Source organism: Bacillus sp. 3G2 (assembly GCF_044324725.1).
Classification (GTDB): Bacteria; Bacillota; Bacilli; order Bacillales; family Bacillaceae_G; genus Bacillus_A; species Bacillus_A mobilis.
In genome coordinates this window covers 1,703,351-1,721,076 of record NZ_CP172246.1, presented here as the reverse complement: position 1 = coordinate 1,721,076, position 17,726 = coordinate 1,703,351, and the positions used below count along the sequence as shown (strand labels likewise).

The window sequence follows — 17,726 nt, the reverse complement described above, 5'->3', positions numbered from 1 at the left end:
TATTTTTATAAACGGGCTTTATTTCTATATTCTAACCTTTTCTACCGCTTTTATTTGGCGATACTCTGGCTCCCAGATTGCTTCTTTCACTGCAATCTTGATATCATTATCACTTAAGTTCTCTCTAGCAACACCTTCTGCAACAGCAACTTTCGCTACTTCAATTGCAACCATTTCCGAGATATTACGTAACTCTTCAACTTCTGGTAAAATAGGTGCTCCTGGCTGACTTGTATCTACCATGCTTGCAACTGCTTCAGCAGCTGCTGCAAACATTCCATCCGTCATGACGCTTGCACGTACAACAATTGTTCCAAGACCAAGCCCTGGGAAAATAAGTGCATTATTTGATTGTCCAATCACATACGTTACACCGTTGTATGTAACTGGTTCAAACGGACTTCCTGTCGCAACTAATGCTCTTCCTTCTGTCCACTCGATTAAATCAGCTGGTTTTGCTTCAGCAAGTGGCGTTGGATTCGACATTGGTAAAATAATTGGTCTTTCTACGTGAGAAGCCATTTCTTTAATAATCTCTTCTTTAAATGCGCCTGCAACCGTTGATGTACCGATTAAAATTGTTGGTTTTACATGCTTCACAACTTCAGCAAGTCCGATCACATCATTTTGTTTCCACTCACTTACTTCCGCTTCTTTTCGTGCATACGGCGTTTGGAAATCAAGAAGATCTTCCATATTATCTGTAACTAACCCGTTACGATCAATACACCAGAAACGCTTATATGATTCTTCTTCTGATACGCCTACGCGGACCATTGCATCTCTAACTTGATCTGCGATACCGATTCCAGCTGTCCCAGCACCAAACACAACAACGCGGTGTTCACTTAACGGTACACCTGAAGCTTTCACTGCCGATAATACAGCAGCAAGGGAAACTGCACCTGTACCTTGAATATCATCATTAAATGTACAAATATCATGACGATATTTATCTAAAATTTTTCGTGCATTTCGAGAACTAAAGTCTTCCCAATGTAATAGTGCTTTCGGGAATTGCTTATTTACCGCTTGTACAAACGTATCAATAAACTCATCGTAAGCTTCACCAGTTATACGAGGGTGACGATTTCCAATATAAAATGGATTATTTAATAGTTCTTCACGATTTGTACCTACGTCTAGAATTACTGGTAATACACGACTAGGATCGATTCCAACCGCGGCCGTATAAACAGCTAATTTTCCGATTGCGATGTTAATACCACCAACGCCCCAGTCACCAATTCCAAGTATGCCTTCTCCATCTGTTACAACGACTAAATCAATGTTTTCAGCTGTTGCACCGATATTAGCGAATGCTTCTTCAATACCTGACGGATCGTTAATTGATAAATACACACCACGTGGTTTACGATATTCATGACTATATCTTTGAATTGCTACACCAACAGTTGGTGTATATACAATCGGTAACATTTCACGTAAATGATTTGTTAATATACGATAAAATAATACTTCATTTCGATCATGCAACGCTGTTAAGTATACATTCTTTAATAAATCATCCGGCTGAGAACAAAATTGCTCGTATGCTCGGCGTGCCTGTTCTTCTAATGTTAAAACTGCTGGCGGTAATAACCCTTTTAAACCTAATTCTTCTCTCTCTTCTTGCGTGAAAGCGACCCCTTTATTTAAAAGTGGTGTTGATAATACTTCTACTCCTCTTAATGTCGTTTCTAATGAACCATTAGAAGCTACTGTAAACTTACTCATAACATCCCTACCTCTATTCATATATAGCATTTCTATATTGTAAACAAAAAAGAGGGGCTTGTCCCCCCTCTTCTTTTAATTTTTCTTTAAAAGAGTTGCTCCTGCAATCCCTGGGTGTGTCATTTCGAATGGATCTAGAATTAACTCTAAGTCTTCTTGTGACAATACACCATTTTTCACACAAAGTTCTCGAACGGATTGCCCTGTCGCGATTGCTTCTTTCGCAACGCGAGCTGCTGCTTCATAACCGATATGAGGGTTCACGGCTGTAATAATTCCTACACTCTTCTCAACATACTCTTTTAAGCGATCTTCATTCGCTTCAATTCCTTTTAAGCAATTATCTGTAAAGGCACGGAAACCGTTATTCATAATGCTAATAGATTGAAGTAAGTTGAATACAAGTACTGGTTCCATAACGTTTAATTCTAGTTGTCCTGCTTCTGAAGCAAGGCAAATTGTATGGTCGTTACCAATTACTTGGAACGCAATTTGGTTAATTACTTCTGGCATAACAGGATTTACTTTCCCTGGCATAATTGATGAACCTGGTTGACGAGCTGGTAGCATAATTTCCGCTAAACCAACGCGTGGACCTGATGCCATTAAGCGAAGGTCATTTGCAATTTTAGACATATTCATCATACAAACTTTAAGTGCTGCTGATACTTCTGTGTATGCATCCGTATTTTGCGTTGCATCTACTAAGTCTTCTGCACCAACAAGTGGTAATTCACTAATTGCAGCTAAATGTTTTACAACTGCTTCAATATATTCTGGATCTGCATTTAAGCCTGTACCAACTGCAGTTGCTCCCATATTTACTTCATACAGATGTTGACGTGATTGCTTGATACGTTTCATATCACGTTCAAGTACGCGAGAATACGCTTTAAATTCTTGTCCAAGGCGAATTGGCACAGCGTCTTGTAAATGTGTACGACCCATTTTAATAACATGATCGAACTGTTCTGCTTTTAATTCAAATACATCGTGCATATAACCCATCGTTTGTAATAAACCTTCTAATGCGTTTAATGTTGCAATATGAATCGCCGTTGGGAATGCATCGTTTGTTGATTGCGCCATGTTTACATGACTATTTGGACTAATATAATGATAGTCTCCCTTTTCCATTCCTAATAATTCAAGAGCACGATTGGCCATGACTTCATTTGCATTCATGTTCATTGAAGTACCTGCTCCGCCTTGGATTGGATCTACGATGAAATGATCATGCCATTTTCCATCAAGAATTTCTTGAGCGGCTTCTGCGATCGCGCCGCCCTTGTTCAATTCCAATCTTCCTACATCTGTATTAGCAAGCGCTGCAGCTTTCTTTACAATTGCGAATGCTTTAATTAAACCTTCATGGATTTTATATCCTGTAATTGGGAAGTTTTCAACTGCACGCATTGTTTGTACGCCGTAGTATGCATAGTTAGGTACTTCTTTTTCACCTAAAAAATCTTTTTCAATTCGAACACCATTTTTAACTTCAGTTAATGTTGCCATGATTATTCACTCCTTAACGATTTCTTATGCTGCTTTTGTTTCTTTGACTGTTTCTACATATTGTTTTGCTTTCTCATCATCGAATTCGCCTTCCCACTTCGACATAACAATGGCCGCTAATGCATTTCCTAATACATTGACAGATGAGCGAATCATATCTAAAATGCGGTCAATTCCCGCAATTAACGCGATACCTTCTAGTGGTAACCCCATTGAACCTAACGTTGCTAATACAACAACGAATGATGCACCTGGAACTCCCGCCATACCCTTGGATGTTAACATGAGAACGAATAATAACGTTATTTGCTCTGTCAGTGACATGTGCACACCGTACATTTGTGCAACAAACAATGCCGCTAACGCTTGATAAATAGCCGATCCAGTCAAGTTAAATGTATAACCTGTCGGAATTACGAAAGAGGCAACTGCCTTTGGACAACCGAACTCTTCCATTTTTCTCATTATATTAGGTAAAACAGCTTCTGAACTTGCTGTCGTAAATGAAAGAATAAGTTCTTCTTTTAAAATTTTCATTAATGTAAAAATGTTTACGCCAACCATTCGTGCATTAATACCTAATACAATCACAACGAATAGTATAACAGTTACGTATACAGCTAGCACTAGTTTTCCTAAAGGAAGTAGTGTTGCTACACCAAATTTTGCAACCGTAACCGCAATTAATGCGAATACACCAAATGGTGCAAATTTCATAACTTGATTTGTAACCCAAAACATCGCCTCAAGTACACCTTCAAAGAAGTTAAAGACAGGCTTTCCTTTTTCTCCAATTGCCGCAACTCCTAAACCGAATAATACGGAGAAGAAAATAATCGGTAATAAGTCACCTTGTGTAATAGACTCAAATATATTTTTCGGTACAATATGAACAATCGTCTCAGCGAATCCTTTCTTCTCTGTAGCATCTGCCGTTTGTTTATAAGAAGAAATATCACTTTGCTGTAAATTACTCATATCAACGCCAGTACCTGGTTGGAATATATTTGCCGCAAGTAATCCCATTAAGATAGCAATCGTCGTAATGATTTCGAAATAAAGAATCGTCTTCCCGCCCAGTTTCCCAAGCTTCTTCATATCTCCTACACCAGCTACCGCAACAATTAATGCTGAAATAACAATTGGTACTACAATCATTTTAATTAAGTGAATAAATATATCCCCAATTGGTGTGATATAAGAAATCGCCGTTTTATTACCATAGAAGATTGCCCCTACTACAATCCCTAGAACAAGTGCAACAAAAATTTGTGTTGCCAATCCGAATTTTTTCATTTATGTTCATCCCCTTTATGCGAACGCTTTCATTTCGTATTTATAAAAGCTTACACAAACATCATATAGGCGAACCTACAAAACCATACAAAAACCTACAAGTTCGTCACAAAAAATTCGAAAATTTTTCTTTTCTTTTTCATTGACACCTTTTCCTGAAAAAGAAATAAAATATACTTGATAAGTAATCAGATTGTTTCGTATAATCAAAAAGATATATACTTACAACAAATCAAAATGAAAAGGAGTGGATGGTATGAAAAATTATGTACAAAACTTCGTCCTATCTTCTTCTTTTCTTTTTCATTTTCTTAAAAAGGAACAAAGGCATTTGCCTTTGTTCCTTTTTTATTGTGATCTATATAGGGGGAATTGTTATGAAGCCATACAAAAGAGTCTTAATTAAATTAAGCGGCGGCGCACTTGCTGATCAATCCGGAAATAGCTTTAACTCCAAACGATTAGAACATATCGCAAACGAAATTATATCCATTATTGACTTAGATATCGAAGTATCCATTGTCATCGGCGGCGGTAACATTTTCAGAGGTCATCTAGCTGAAGAATGGGGAATTGATCGTGTAGAAGCTGATAATATCGGTACATTAGGCACAATCATTAACAGCTTAATGCTTCGCGGCGTTTTAACAAGTAAAACAGATAGAGAAGTACGCGTTATGACTTCCATCCCGTTTAATGCGGTAGCAGAACCTTATATTCGTCTCAGAGCAGTACATCATTTAGATAACGGTTATGTTGTCATTTTTGGCGGTGGTAACGGGCAACCGTTCGTTACGACAGATTATCCAAGTGTTCAAAGAGCCATTGAAATGAATAGTGACGCAATATTAGTCGCAAAACAAGGAGTAGATGGCGTCTTTACTAGTGATCCAAAACATAATAAATCAGCGAAAATGTACAAAAAACTAAACTATAACGATATTGTTAGGCAAAACATTCAAGTCATGGATCAAGCCGCTTTATTACTTGCCCGTGATTATAATTTACCCGCACACGTCTTTAACTTTGATGAGCCTGGTGTAATGAAAAGAATTTGCTTAGGTGAGCATGTGGGGACATTGATTAATGATGATGCTTCATTGCTTGTGCATGAAAACTAATTATTTCTCATTAAAAAAGGTGTCTATAAAAGACACCTTTTTCATTAACCTTTATAAATAGAAATCAACCATCCCCCCCAACTTTTCCTTGCAACGCTCCCAAAACGATAACTTCTCAAAAAACTCTTTCGTCATCTCTTTCGAATCACGAAAATCTTCTGTTAACGCTTTATTCACTTCTGAAACGATAGTTCCACCATGAATATACAAATTCATCTCATCATTTATATAGAAACTTCGTGCCGTTATGTTCGTTGTGCCGATAACAGTTAGTTCATTATCAATCAGCATTAACTTTCCATGGAACATACCTTTTTTATAACCATATACCGTAATCCCGTTATTAACAGCTTGACGAATATAAGGATACGCTGCCTCTTTAATAAGAGGAATATCTGGTTTATATGACCATAGTATTTTTACTGTAACACCACGTTTTTGCGCTTCAATTAAAGCATTCATCAGTTCTTTATTTTTCGCTATAAAGTAAGGCGTTGTAATGACAATTGAATGCCTCGCCTGAGTTATTAACTCTATATATTTTTCAACGACGTAATGTCCATTGTAGCTAACCATCGTATGTAATGTATTCCCTTTACTCGCTTTATTCGTACTTCTTTTTATATGTTCTTTCGTATCTCGTTTCCAATCTAAAGCGAATTGCTCTTCTAAATCTTTTGCTCCTTCTCCTTTAAGACGCACATGATAGTCACGCCAATATCCAAATCGCTTATCTTTTCCTAAGTACTCATCTCCCATATTAAAGCCACCCGTATAGCCAATCTCCCCATCAATCGTCGTAATACGGCGATGATTACGATGGTGAAGCGAATAAAATCCGAATGGTAATTCAGGTTTTCTACTATATGTAAAATGTACACCACTTTCCCGCAATTCATTTACCATCTTTCTTTCAAATGATAAATCATTAATGCAATCAACGGATAAATAAACGTTTACACCTTCTTTTGCCTTCTCTTTTAATAAGTTTAAAAAAGTATGGCTACTTTTATCATCAGACAAAATAAAAAAGTACGTGTAAATAGATTGTTTCGCTTCTTTTATATCCGTAAATAACTGTTTATAAAATGACTTCCCTTCTACAAATAATTGAAAGTCACTATGATGTGGTGCATACTCTGTCGGCATGTTTTTCCCGACTTCCATTTTCCTTCCAATCGTAACGTCAATATGCATACAAATTAATATAAAAATAACAATCGCAATAATAATAGAAGTAACTCGCAATATTTTTTTAATCATTTTGATTTCCTTCCGCTCAAATTACTTTCTACTCCGTAGTGTTTCATTTAAATATGTTTTCATACGAAATGTATTTCTTAATTTTTAATCGATGTTAAACAGGTAAAGGAGAGGAGAATATGAGAAAAGGAAAAACCCCTATTGTTTTTATCCCAGGGGTTTTCGGTTCTATGAGTAATATTATTATTCCAGGTACCGGTAATTGGGGCTTTGGACTTTCTGAGTTTGTTTATGAGCCGTTCATCATGATGTTAGAAAGTATGGGGTACAAACGAAATAAAGACTTGTTCATTTGTTTTTATGACTGGCGGCAGCGCATCGTTTTTTCTACACAAAAATATTTATTACAAACGATTGCCTATGCGAAAAAAATTACAGGTTGCGATAAATTAAATCTAATTTGTCATAGTATGGGCGGGCTTCTTGGACGTACTTACGTTCAAAGTGACGAATATAAAAATGATGTGAACCAGCTTATTATACTCTGTACACCAAACGCTGGATCTCCGGCAAATTATAGTTATTGGACTGGAGGTAGTCTTCCTGTCCATGCCTCTTCTAAAATAAATATCGTTCATTTTTATATGGAACAATACATTCACTATTTAAGCACCTTATATAACATGAACACAGTTGAGGCGATACATCTTTACTTTCCAGGATTACAAGATGTTATTCCGTGTAAAGATTACGGAAATTATTTATTTATAAGATCTGGCTCTTCGATTGCATTTCTTCCTTATAATAAGATGAAAACGAAAAACCCTTTCCTCGATACATTAAATGAAAATAGATTTATGATACAAAAAAGAAATATTGAAACTACACTCATTGCCGGAGATGGAGAGGAAACCATTCAATATTTACAAGTCGTCCCTTCACATTCCAAACTGAAATGGACAGACGGCAAAGTCGTAGGTGATATACTTACAAAACATGGTGATGGTAACGCTGTTCTACATAGCGTTTTTCTTCTAGAGGGAAATAAATATGTTGTGCATGCTTCACATAACGAAGTGCTCTATAAAAGCATTCCTATATTACAAAAGATACTCTAACTTACGAACAAAAAAGGTGCGGCATGAAGCCACACCTTTTTATATTTAAACAAAGTTTCTCGCATCATTATTTCTTCCAAACTTATAAATAGCAATTAAGAAGAATGCAATTGCAAAGGCGAATAAAATTAAAATGTTTAAATACAACTCAGAGAATGGAATTCCTTGTTGTAGTTTTGATACTGTGTCTAATAGCCATCTCTGCGGAAGAAAATCAGCTACTTTTTGTACCGCTTTCGGCATAATGTCATACGGAAAATAACATCCAGCCAATAAACATGTCGGTACAATAATCATATTTTGCAGTGCATTTGCTGATGCTGAGTTTTTCGAAAAAGCGATAAGGACTAACGATATTCCAATCGCTATTAAAGCAAATAGCATGAGTACACCAATCATCACGATGAAAGGCATATTGATATTTATATGAAAAACATTCGTTAGGAATAAGATTGTAATTAGAATTTGTACTGTTAATAGCATCATATTTACCCCGACATTAGATAATATGAACTTCTTCCCATCTATCGGTGTTGATATGAGTCTAAAATACGTTCTATTCTCTTTTTCTTTTAAAATCTGACCAGATAAGTTCGCTGCTGAAAACAACATAAACATAATAAGGTAACCCATCGTTTGGTTTGTCATATCTTTATTTTTCGAAGTATCTTCTAGCGTTTCAGTTTTCATTTTAAATGCACTTTTTTGATACCCAGCGTACATAGTATCAAATGTACTTTGATCTGTTCCTGCTACTTTACTAATGGCTGCTACATTATCAATATAGTTATATAAATATGATTTTATAAATCCTGTTACTTGATCACCTTTAATCGATGAAATTTCAATATGATCTGGTTTCCCTTCTCGAACACTTTTGGAAAAACCAGAATCTAATGTAATAACTCCATCAAGTTTTTTGGAAGCGAGTTTATCTTCTACTTCAGATTCTTTAATTTTACTTACCTTTACATGATTTAATCCTTCTAAAAATTTCACCGTATCATTTGCTATAGATTGATTTTCTTTATTTATAACCCCGATATTTAACGTCCCTTGCCCCACATTCCCATACAATGAGAAGGAGATTAGCGTTCCGATTATCGGCAAACTAATAATAATGAATAACCCTTTTTTATTTTTCAAAAGTACAGATAACGTTTTTTGTATGAGCCATAAAATATCTTTCATACTATAGCCCCTCCCGTCTACGTAATGCAATAATTGCTATTAATAAAAATAGTGCCGAAATGCCAAGATTTAAACATATTACCGGCATTGCTGCTCCTACATCATTTGCATAAATAATTTTCATAACAGCTGTGTTTACCCACGTTAATGGTGATAAATTCGTAACGAAATTTTCTTCTATTACGAAATATGCACCACCAAAAATAGAAGCTAATTGCACTACTACCATAATAATTGCCCTTGATGCTTCCGGTGTTTTTGTAATATATCCGATTCCTAAACCGAAGCTAATTGCTAGGAAGACTTGTGTTAATAAAATAATAAATATGATTCCAAGATGTTCGCCCCAATTCGCTTGAAAAACAAATTTACTAAATAACATAACGAGTAATATGCACAGGGCATTTGCTACTAGGCTACCAAGTACTTTTCCAATGAATATTTCAGCCTTACTTATAGGTGCAGCAATGAGACGATCTCCTGTTTTACGTATTCGTTCTCCTCGAATTAAAGAACTTGCTCCCATTGCAGCATATAGTGCAATCATCGTTGTCATTACAACCGCATAGTAATCCATAGAACCTGGTTTTTTCGCAGCTTGTAAAGATGTTTCTTTTATATAATCATTATGATTTCCATTTGAAATAACTGCGCTCACCTTACTAGGATCAACTTTTGCAACTTCGGCCGCTACATTGTATTTATCAACAAATGTTGTAAGCATGCCTTCCACAATACTTCCCTCAATACTACTTTTGTCACTTCCGTAAAATTTTGCACCATCTTTATTTAACTCTACATAAGCAGCATATTTATTTTGCTTCACTTCTTCTTTCCCATCTATACTGCCGGAAGCTTTTTTAAAATGAATACCCGATTTATCGACTTCTTTCGTAAATGCTGCAAACGCTTGAGAAAGTGTGCTACTCGCTTCATCTTTATATAGTACTTGTATATCCTTAATCGATTGACTATCACTATTAAATGCATTCGTTAACGCTGTTCCTAATACAAGCATAAGCACAATCGGAAATGCTAACATAAAAACTAAAGTTCTTACGTCTCTGAAATCTCTTTTAATATGCATAACTGCAATATTGAAGATGTTCAATTGATGAACCTCCCTTTACCTTTTCTTCATTTACATTTTATTTATCTCGTAAGTTTCTTCCAGTCAACGTAAGGAATACTGTTTCTAAATTTGGAGCCTGTTCCTCTAACGAGCGGATTTCAATGTCATGATTAATGAAGTGTTGAATAATTTTATTTAAATTGTTTACTCCTGCATCCGAGTTTACTTTGATTACGTTCTCTTCAATTTGAACAACTTTCACACCGTTTATCTCTTTTAACTGTTCTACATCTAAATTTTCCACTGACTTCACTTCAACCCAAATATCTTTCGTATCAGTAATAATCGCTTTTAACTGTTCTTTCGTACCTTCTGCAATTACTTTACCGTGATCTACAATTGCTATTTTCGTACAAATCTCTTCTACTTCTTCCATGTAGTGGCTCGTGTAAATAATGGTACTCCCCATTTCATTTAATTTTCGAACAGACTGGAGAATATAGTTTCTTGACTGTGGATCAATTCCCACTGTCGGCTCATCCATAATAATTAACTTCGGTCTATGAGCGATCGCACAAGCGATATTCAGTCTTCGTTTCATCCCGCCAGAAAAGTTTTTCGGGTAACTTTTATGTTTATCACTAAGCCCTACAAACTGAAGTGCTTCCTCTACTCTTGCTTTTAGCTCAGCACCTCTTAACCCGTACAATCCAGCAAAGAATTTCACATTTTCATAGGCAGTTAACTCTTCATAAATCGCAATATCTTGCGGAACGATACCGATATTCATCTTCGCAAATCGATTATGTTTCTTTATATTTTTTCCTAATATGCTAATTTCACCTTCATTACTTCTTAACAACCCAGCAATCATATTTATCGTTGTACTTTTACCAGCACCATTTGATCCTAAAAAGCCAAATATCTCTCCTTCTTTAATAGATAACGACATATTATCTACCGCGATGAAATCACCAAATTTTTTCGTTAAATTTTTAATTTCTAATGTATTCATCATTTCACCCCTATTTCGGTTTCTCTGCTATTATTATAAACAAAAAAAATGAACCCGCTCAGTGCAGAAGTTCATTCTTTTCACATGAGATTATTCACTTTTTTCATATGAGATGATTCATCTTCGTCCCATTCTCTTATATCGGCAACAGCATTGTTACTGAAAAACCACTTGTTCCATCTACAATAATTTTCCCGTTTACTGACGCTGTTCGCTCCTCCATCCCCATAATCCCGAGACCTTTCTTAACGAGAGTTTCACCTTTTCCGTTATCCTTCACTTGTACTTTCACCACCTTATTAAGTACATGAATATCGATTGAAATGACTGTTGCATTAGCATATTTCATCGCGTTCGTTAGTGCCTCCATAACATTTTCACCGATAATCTTCCACTGAATCGGTGAAATCATATCTAAATTCCCTTTATATACGAAAGGAATATTTATATCATGCTTACCGGCAAATTCCTCTATGAATAATTTCATACGATGAATGCCAATCTGCTCAGTTGGTGGCTTCATATTTTTTAATGTAACTCGAATACTTTCAATTCCATCTTTTGAAATATGAATTGCATTTTGTAATAGCTCGGCGGATTTTTCTTTATCTATCCCCATTAATCTCTTTGCTGCTTCCATTTGAATTAACGCCCCTGTCATCGAGTGGCCAATTTTATCATGAATTTCTTGAGAGAGCCGGTTTCTCTCTTCTAACTTAAATGTGTACTCTGATTGCTTTATGTACTCTTTATTTTCATGTAAGCTTTTCGTCAGCCGCTGCATATCTTTTCGCATCTTATCATTTTGTGATTCAAGCTTTAACACACGCGATATATACCGTTCTGCCATAGTTAATACAATGAAAGAAAATGAAACAATTAATCCATATGTCATTCGGATACTTTCATCTGTAAAAATAATAGGAATCATCATAATGATAAAGAGCTGCCATTTCTTCTCTATATAACGAAATATAATTTCATATAAGTTCAATGGTAAAAACAAAATAAAAAACGGATGAACCTTCCATGCAAATAACATAACTACGCCAATTGACACAGAAGTTAATATGTTTTTGTACGTATCTTTTTTAAATATAGAAATTAGCACGTTTACAGAAAGATATAAAAGCAAAGTCAGTATAATCCATGGTAAGTTCACAACGTTTAAATAAATGTAACTAAACACAATATATATAAAAACAATTAATTTACTTACAATTAACCAAAATTCCATATCACTAATCTACTTTCCCTGTTAAGTAATAAATCGCAATTTGTGTGCGATGTTCTAGTCCAGTTTTCCCTAAAACCGATGTAATATAATTTGCAATCGTTCCTTCTGATATGAAAAGTTGCTTTGAAATTTCTTTATTCGAGAAACCTTTCGCAATTAATGCGATAATACTAAGCTCTCGTTCTGTAAAAAGACTCTTATCTATTTTATATTCTTCCTCTTTGCTTTCCATTAAATTGCACTTAATTTTATCAAGCACTACATCTTGCATAACAGTTTGACCGTTATATACTCCTTTTATTGCATCACGAATACGCTCTGGATCATTATTTTTTAATAAATAACCTTTCGCCCCGTTTTTTACTGCGTCCAAAATATATTCATCATCATCAAACGTCGTTAAAATTAGCGGTTTCGTTTTCGTCTCTTCACAAATGAACTTCGTCGCCTCTACCCCGTTCATATTTGGCATACGAACATCTAAAAGAGCGATATCAACGTCATTCTTTTTGCAATAGTCCACTGCTTCTTTCCCATCATTTACTGTATCTACCACTTCAAACTCTTCATATGTATTTAAAATAATTTTCATGCCTTCTCTAATAAAAGAATTATCATCTGCTATTAATATTTTAATTTTCATGTTTGTTAGTATGGACCTTCCCCTACTAACATTCACATCCTTTCTTCCCGTGACATTTCCTACTTGCTCATTATATACTTCTCTTTACCATTTTTTCACACCTTTTTTCATATAGCCTCCTTTCTAAAAATATATTATTCTTTTTTTACAACATGTGTAGGGTGACCGGGCATTTCTTACGTCTATATAATAGAATGCGTCAAAAAGGAGGGAGAGACCCATTGAAGAAAAACAATTAATTGAAAAAGCACAGCAAGGAAGCGAACATGCTTTTCGTATCCTAGTGCAAACATATCGTCATTATATTTTCCAAGTTATCTTTTCTATTTTAAGACATGAAGAAGATGCGAAAGATGTTACACAAGAAGTATTCGTAAAAATCCATAGCTCTCTCCCAAATTATCAATTTCGCGGATTAAAAACGTGGATGGCGCGTATTGCCACCAATCACGCGATTGATTATAAGAGAAAAAAAGCCAGAGAAAACGAAGAACTCTCCTTATGTAAAGAAACTGAAGAAAATATAAAATCCTCTCATAATATTGAGGCTTTATTATTGACGAAAGAGCAAAAATTATTCATTGCTCAAAAACTGAGAGAACTTCCCGAAAATTACCGTGACGTCGTTCTCGCACATTACTTAGAGGAAAAAAGTTATCAAGAAATTGCTTTACAGGAAAACATCGAAGTGAAAACAGTCGAAATGAAACTGTATCGGGCAAGAAAATGGATTAAAAAACATTGGAAGGAGGAAGAGTTTCTATGACGCATTATTCAAAAGAAGATTGGCACAATTATACTTTAGATACTATAGCAAGCAATGAACGTGAATCTATGGAAGAACACCTTTATGAATGTGATCATTGTTTAGCACTTTATATAGAAAGTATTGATGTTCAACATGAAAACCTTCCAATGATAAATGATGATTCATTTACGAACGAAGTTATGACACAAATTGATTTTGAAACGCTACAACCTAATGAAAATATAAAAACAAACTCGCTAAAACGCACGATTATTCACTACATAATTGCAACCGCGGCTACAATTATTTTTATGGTAAGTGGTCTATTCCAATATATTTTCACAGCGACATCAAATTTCGAGAAATCTTCCAAAGAAAATGAGACTTCCATCTCACAACAAATTGTAAACAAATCGGTAGACACATCAAAAAAGGACGGAGGTTCAAAGCATGAATAAAAATCCCTTTTTAGCACTTGTATTAGGGCTAATTCCTGGGCTTGGACATTTATATTTAAAGAAATTTGGACGGTTTATTTTATATAGCGGAGGGGCTTTATTACTATTTATTGCTACAGCAGGTATTACAGTTCTCTACGGAGATCATAGAATTATTTTTCTTCTCCTATTTTTATTTGTAGCTTTATGGACAATCAATTTAATTGACTTAGTCATTACCCTTATAAATCAATCACAAAAACAAGGTGCAGAAAAAAATCTAGAAACTACTAAAGAAAGCGAAAGATTTTATATTATTCTCCTATCCATCATCCCTGGACTTGGACATTTCCAATTAGGACTTATGCAACGTGGTCTTACATTTTTAGTTGCATGTACGGGCCTAGGTAGCATGATTGTATTTGTTACCTTACTAACTCATCAAGAAGGGTTCCTTATTTTCCTTATTACGCTACCTGTTTTATGGATTTATAACTTCTTCGATGTTGTTCAACAACTACAGAAAAAAGAACGTGGCGAGCAATTAGTTGACCATACTATCTTTGAAGATTTTGAGGAGCACCGTGAACAAGGAAAGAAAAGTAAAACATTCGCTTCTATTTTAGCGATGTTCCCTGGAGCGGGACATATGTATTTAGGCTTACAACGCCGCGGCCTTCAGCTTATGGCAGCCTTTTTACTTTCAATCTATTTACTTGACTTGTTAAGACTTTCTGCGTTTTTATTTTTAGTTCCAATTATTTGGTTCTATAGCTTTTTTGACGCTTTACAACAAACTGCAAAGTATGGAAAAGAACGTGTACATGACGAACCTATCATTGATTATTTTATCAATCATCAAAGATGGATCGGTATCGGGTTAATTACACTCGGTGGTTATTATTTATTAGATCAAACACTCCTTCCTATTTTGAATGATTACTTTGCAACTATATTTAACATTCATCTTAGCGAGCTATATTATCGCTATTTCCAAACATCTATCGTTGCACTCCTCTTAATTGGTGGCGGCTTTAAATTGTTACTTGGAAATAAAGAAAACAAAGGTGGTACAAAAGAATGAGAACATGGCGCGTTGGAACATTTTCAATGGGGCTTTCTATTATTTCATTAGGTTGCTTCTTACTATTTTCAGTTATAAAAGGTACTGAGGTATTAGATTCCTTAACAGCATGGTGGCCTGTTTTACTTATTATACTTGGCGTGGAAATTTTACTATATCTTCTATTTTCTAAGAAGGAACAACCCTTTATTAAATATGATATTTTTAGTATTTTCTTTATCGGCGTTTTAGGAAGCGTTGGAATTGCTTTTTACTGTTTATTATCAACTGGATTACTAGATGAAGTTCGTCATTCTATTAATACGACTCGCCAAACGAGTAATATTCCAAGTGGACAACTTGATATACCTGAATCTATCAAAAAAATTGTAGTGGATGCAGGACATCAGCCTCTATCGATAGAGGGAAATCATACAAATCAAATCCATCTTTTGGGAACTTATGAAATGACGACGAAAGCAAATGAAAAACTCAAATTAAAACAAGATGATTTCCTTTCAGTTCAAACGGCTGGAGAAACGATGTATATCACTTTAAAATCATTACCTGTCCAGCATACGTTATTTAATTCAGCACCACAGGTGAAACCAACGCTTGTTCTTCCGCAAAATAAAAATGTGGAAATCCGTGCTTCAAATAACGAACTATCTCTTTATCCAGGCCAATTACAAAACAATTGGTTTGTACAAGAAAGCTCAAGAGTGTCTGTCCATCTTGCAAAAGAGAGTGATGTATCTTTAACAGCAGTAACGAATCAAAAAGAAACACAGGGAAGCACACCTTGGGAACAAGTAGAAGATTTAACGAAAAAAGAAAATACTTCTTCAGAAGAGCATCCAGAATTAAACAACCAAGAACATTGGTATAAAAATTCAATTAAAACCGGAAATGGCACGTACAAGTTAAATATTGAGAAAGCTTATAATTTAAATATGAGCGTTATTGAAAAATAAGAAAAACCTTCCGCAATTGCGGAAGGTTTTTCTTATATAATCGCTTTAATTCCTTCTAACACTAATCCAATCATAAACCCGCAAACAGCCCCGTTTACTCGAATCCACTGCAAATCTTTACCGACGTTGTTTTCAATCATTTCAATTAACGTTTTGTCATCTAACTTATCAAGATTTTCTTGTACAAGCTTTCCGATTTTCGAATGATTCTTTTCCACAAGTGTGACAACTTGTTTTTGTAACCACTCTTCTATTTTTTGAACAGTTTGTTCATCTTCTTTTATTTTATTCATTTGTGTTTGTAAAAATGGAATAACATATTTATCAGCAAATTCTTCATTATTTACAAAAGTAACTGCTCTTTGTTGTACTTGCTCCAGCATCTCTTTAATTTTGTCAGTAGCATCCCAATTGGCAATCCATTTTTCTTTCCAATTTTCTAATTCTTGTAGTAACGCTTCATTTTCTTTTACATTTATAATTTCTTGGCGAATTTTCGATAATATAAGTTGTCTTGTGCTATTATCCGCATCTTGTAAGCTGTTAATATTACTAATAATAAACTTCTGCAAAATGCCGCCAATTTTATCTTCATCTACAATATTCATAAACGATTTCAAAGTAAACTGTAAAAATCCATCTACTTTTATGTTTTCCATCGCCTTCATGCCTAAGCTTCCGAGCTGATAACGCGCTTCATCTTGCGCTGTCCAATCTTTCACTTTTACTAATATGTAATCAAGTGTCTTTTCATCATATTCTTGCACAACTAATTGATCAACAAGTACTTGTAATATGTTACTTGTATTAATGGTGTGCAAATATGTTTTTAATTCTTTTTCAATAATAACAGCTAATTTTTCTGTATCAATTGTTACAATCGCCTTCTCCGCAATCGTTACAATCCCCTTTTTCACAGCGTCAGACTGTATTTCTCTCTCAGCAATTTGCAGTACCATTTGTGCTAGCTGCATTTCTTTTACTTTATTCGTAATACTTTCTTTCGTTAGCCACTCATTTTCTAACGTATGAATGAGCCCTTTCGTTACTCGTTTACGATTTTTAGGTAATAACGCTGTATGCGGAATTGGAATCCCCATCGGATGACGGAATAATGCTGTAACTGCGAACCAATCCGCAAGTCCGCCAACTAACCCAGCTTCAAATCCCCCTTGTATAATCTCTCCAGCTACCGTTCCTTGAAACGGGATAGAAGCGGCAAAGCCTACTCCCATAACCCCAAGCGAAATACCCGCTATATATTTAGTCTGTAATGACATCGTATACACATCCTCTTATTATGTAAAATAAAGCTTTTTGTTATATTTATTTGATATTAGTTCTTTATATCTATAC

Annotated in this window: 16 protein-coding genes; 6 read left to right on the top strand and 10 right to left on the bottom strand. The window is 35.0% G+C overall.

Features of this window, described 5'->3' with window-relative positions; translation table 11 throughout:
- Positions 1-24: 24 nt before the first annotated feature.
- The 3 genes from malS to ACHZK0_RS08865 all read right to left on the bottom strand — a co-directional run bounded on the left by malS (position 25) and on the right by ACHZK0_RS08865 (position 4,548).
- Positions 25-1,737 carry an oxaloacetate-decarboxylating malate dehydrogenase gene (gene malS / locus ACHZK0_RS08875; protein WP_262740752.1) on the bottom strand — a complete coding sequence of 571 codons (1,713 nt, stop codon included), beginning with the start codon at positions 1,735-1,737 and terminating at the stop codon, positions 25-27.
- 75 nt (positions 1,738-1,812) lie between these two features.
- Positions 1,813-3,252, bottom strand: coding sequence for an aspartate ammonia-lyase (gene aspA, locus ACHZK0_RS08870; protein ID WP_061676611.1), 1,440 nt, complete (start codon positions 3,250-3,252; stop codon positions 1,813-1,815).
- A gap of 24 nt (positions 3,253-3,276) precedes the next feature.
- Positions 3,277-4,548: a cation:dicarboxylate symporter family transporter gene (locus tag ACHZK0_RS08865; RefSeq protein WP_097817700.1), complete on the bottom strand. Its 1,272-nt coding sequence runs from the start codon at positions 4,546-4,548 to the stop codon at positions 3,277-3,279.
- A gap of 377 nt (positions 4,549-4,925) precedes the next feature.
- On the opposite strand from ACHZK0_RS08865, the gene pyrH reads away from it, so the two are divergent.
- Entirely contained in the window at positions 4,926-5,669 is a 744-nt protein-coding gene (gene pyrH, locus ACHZK0_RS08860) for a UMP kinase (protein ID WP_262740751.1), read from the top strand.
- A gap of 51 nt (positions 5,670-5,720) precedes the next feature.
- Here pyrH and cls read toward each other — a convergent pair whose 3' ends face one another.
- Positions 5,721-6,932 carry a cardiolipin synthase gene (cls, locus tag ACHZK0_RS08855; protein WP_262740750.1) on the bottom strand — a complete coding sequence of 404 codons (1,212 nt, stop codon included), beginning with the start codon at positions 6,930-6,932 and terminating at the stop codon, positions 5,721-5,723.
- 119 nt (positions 6,933-7,051) lie between these two features.
- Here cls and ACHZK0_RS08850 point away from each other — a divergent pair, with 119 nt between their 5' ends.
- A complete protein-coding gene (locus tag ACHZK0_RS08850) occupies positions 7,052-7,990 on the top strand; it encodes an esterase/lipase family protein (RefSeq protein WP_262740749.1) in 939 nt (312 codons plus the stop codon).
- 45 nt (positions 7,991-8,035) lie between these two features.
- Here ACHZK0_RS08850 and ACHZK0_RS08845 read toward each other — a convergent pair whose 3' ends face one another.
- From ACHZK0_RS08845 to ACHZK0_RS08825, 5 genes are all read right to left on the bottom strand, one after another.
- Positions 8,036-9,181 (bottom strand): ABC transporter permease, encoded by a 1,146-nt coding sequence (locus ACHZK0_RS08845; RefSeq protein WP_395761446.1) that lies wholly within the window; start codon positions 9,179-9,181, stop codon positions 8,036-8,038.
- Between the two features lies 1 nt (position 9,182).
- Entirely contained in the window at positions 9,183-10,292 is a 1,110-nt protein-coding gene (locus ACHZK0_RS08840; RefSeq protein WP_395761445.1) for an ABC transporter permease, read from the bottom strand.
- A 37-nt stretch (positions 10,293-10,329) separates the two neighbouring features.
- On the bottom strand, positions 10,330-11,268 hold the full coding sequence (locus tag ACHZK0_RS08835) for an ABC transporter ATP-binding protein (RefSeq protein WP_262740746.1): 939 nt from the start codon (positions 11,266-11,268) through the stop codon (positions 10,330-10,332).
- Between the two features lie 136 nt (positions 11,269-11,404).
- Positions 11,405-12,505: a sensor histidine kinase gene (locus ACHZK0_RS08830; RefSeq protein WP_395761444.1), complete on the bottom strand. Its 1,101-nt coding sequence runs from the start codon at positions 12,503-12,505 to the stop codon at positions 11,405-11,407.
- Positions 12,506-12,509: 4 nt separating this feature from the next.
- Positions 12,510-13,148 carry a response regulator transcription factor gene (locus tag ACHZK0_RS08825; RefSeq protein WP_262740833.1) on the bottom strand — a complete coding sequence of 213 codons (639 nt, stop codon included), beginning with the start codon at positions 13,146-13,148 and terminating at the stop codon, positions 12,510-12,512.
- A 283-nt stretch (positions 13,149-13,431) separates the two neighbouring features.
- On the opposite strand from ACHZK0_RS08825, the gene ACHZK0_RS08820 reads away from it, so the two are divergent.
- From ACHZK0_RS08820 to exsE, 4 genes are read left to right on the top strand one after another with little or no spacing between them, the layout of a single operon-like run.
- A complete protein-coding gene (locus ACHZK0_RS08820) occupies positions 13,432-13,914 on the top strand; it encodes an RNA polymerase sigma factor (protein ID WP_316251351.1) in 483 nt (160 codons plus the stop codon).
- On the top strand, positions 13,911-14,354 hold the full coding sequence (locus tag ACHZK0_RS08815) for a hypothetical protein (RefSeq protein WP_262740744.1): 444 nt from the start codon (positions 13,911-13,913) through the stop codon (positions 14,352-14,354). Before ACHZK0_RS08820 ends, ACHZK0_RS08815 begins: the two co-directional genes overlap by 4 nt.
- A complete protein-coding gene (locus ACHZK0_RS08810) occupies positions 14,347-15,417 on the top strand; it encodes a hypothetical protein (protein ID WP_395761443.1) in 1,071 nt (356 codons plus the stop codon). The genes ACHZK0_RS08815 and ACHZK0_RS08810 overlap by 8 nt, the downstream gene beginning before the upstream one ends.
- Complete coding sequence (gene exsE, locus ACHZK0_RS08805) at positions 15,414-16,370, top strand: exosporium protein ExsE (protein ID WP_262740742.1); 957 nt, start codon at positions 15,414-15,416, stop codon at positions 16,368-16,370. The genes ACHZK0_RS08810 and exsE overlap by 4 nt, the downstream gene beginning before the upstream one ends.
- A 32-nt stretch (positions 16,371-16,402) precedes the next feature.
- On the opposite strand, the gene ACHZK0_RS08800 is transcribed toward exsE, so the two are convergent.
- A complete protein-coding gene (locus ACHZK0_RS08800; protein ID WP_270340618.1) occupies positions 16,403-17,650 on the bottom strand; it encodes a DUF445 domain-containing protein in 1,248 nt (415 codons plus the stop codon).
- Between the last annotated feature and the right edge of the window lie 76 nt (positions 17,651-17,726).